Raw genomic sequence first — 1,372 nt, forward strand, 5'->3', positions numbered from 1 at the left:
CGCACGCCGGCCGGGTATCGGACGACGATGGTCGTCGGCGATCTGCTCGCCGCCGAGTCCATCGCCGACCGGCTGCAGGCCGCACAGCGCGCGGACCGGCACGCCGAGGTCGTTGCGGCGGCCGACGAGGCGACGCGGCTGTGGCGCGGTCCGGCGCTGGCCGACCTGATGTGGGCGCCGTACGCGGCGGTGGAGGCCGCACGGCTGGACGCGTGGCGGCTGGAGTTGACCGTCGCCGGTTTGGCGGCCGCGCTGCGTCTCGGGTCCGGCCTCGAATGCCTCAGGGAAATGGGCATTTTGGCGGCCGAGCATCCGGCGCACGAACCGTTGGCGAGGTTGCACGCGCTCGCCCTCTACCGGGCGGGCAGGCAGGTCGACGCGCTCGATCGGCTGCGCGGGTTACGGTCAACGCTCGCCGAGCAATTCGGGGCCGCGCTCGGGCCGGAGTCGGTGGATTTGGAAGTTCGGATCCTGCGGCACGATCCGGCGTTGCATCCGTCGGTCGTGGCCGGGAAGTGGAGTGGGTCAACGGCTTCGACGGCGCAGCGGATCACTCGGTACCGGGATGTGGCGGCGTATGCACATCGCTTCCGTCGGGTGGATCATTGAAAGAGGCTGTGGCTGAGCATCTTTGAGCGGCCCGATCGCGGTCGGCGCAGCAGCGCAAGTGACGCACCATCGCGATGGAGCGCAGCATCGCGACCGGCGTGAGTATCGCGACCGGCGTGAGTATCGCGCCCGGCGTGAGTATCGCGCCCGGCGTGAGGATCGTGGTCGCGTGAGGATCGTGGTCGGCGTGAGGATCGTGGTCGGCGTGAGGATCGTGGTCGGCGCAGGTGACGCAGCATCACGACCGGCGCAGCATGGTGATCGGCGCAGCATCGCGGTCGACGTGAGCATGGCGATCGGCGCGGCATCGCGGTCGGCACAGCATCGGGGTCAGCACGACATCGGCGGCTGACGTCAGCATCGCGACCAGCGCAGCATCCTGGTCGGCGTGGCGCAGCATAACGACCGGCGCAGCATGGTGATCGGCGCAGCATCGCGGTCGGCGTGAACATTGCGATCGGCGCAGCACCACGATCGAGGAGAGCATCACGGTCTGCGTGGCACCGCGACCGGCACAGCATCACGGTCAGCGCGGCACCGCGACCGGCACAGCATCACGGTCGACGCAGCATCCCGGTCAGCACGGCATCGGCGGCCGGCGTGAGCATCGCGACCAGCGCAGCATGGTGGTCGGTGCCGCATCGTGGTGGGCGCCGCATCACGGTCGGCGTGAGCATTGCGATCGGCGCAGCATCACGACGAGGTGAGCATTACCGTCCATGCGGCACCGCGACCGGCGCGGCACTGCGGTCGGCACATCATC

2 protein-coding genes are annotated in these 1,372 nt (G+C 69.8%); both read left to right on the plus strand.

Going from position 1 to position 1,372, the window contains the following annotated elements:
- Positions 1-609 (plus strand): AfsR/SARP family transcriptional regulator (locus ON39_RS46300; protein WP_303621535.1); only part of this gene is annotated, 609 nt, incomplete at its 5' end.
- 22 nt (positions 610-631) lie between these two features.
- Positions 632-961 (plus strand): hypothetical protein, encoded by a 330-nt coding sequence (locus ON39_RS49175; protein WP_146251400.1) that lies wholly within the window; start codon positions 632-634, stop codon positions 959-961.
- Positions 962-1,372: the final 411 nt, after the last annotated feature.

Source organism: Nocardia tenerifensis NBRC 101015, assembly GCF_000308715.1.
Taxonomy (GTDB): Bacteria; Actinomycetota; Actinomycetes; order Mycobacteriales; family Mycobacteriaceae; genus Nocardia; species Nocardia tenerifensis.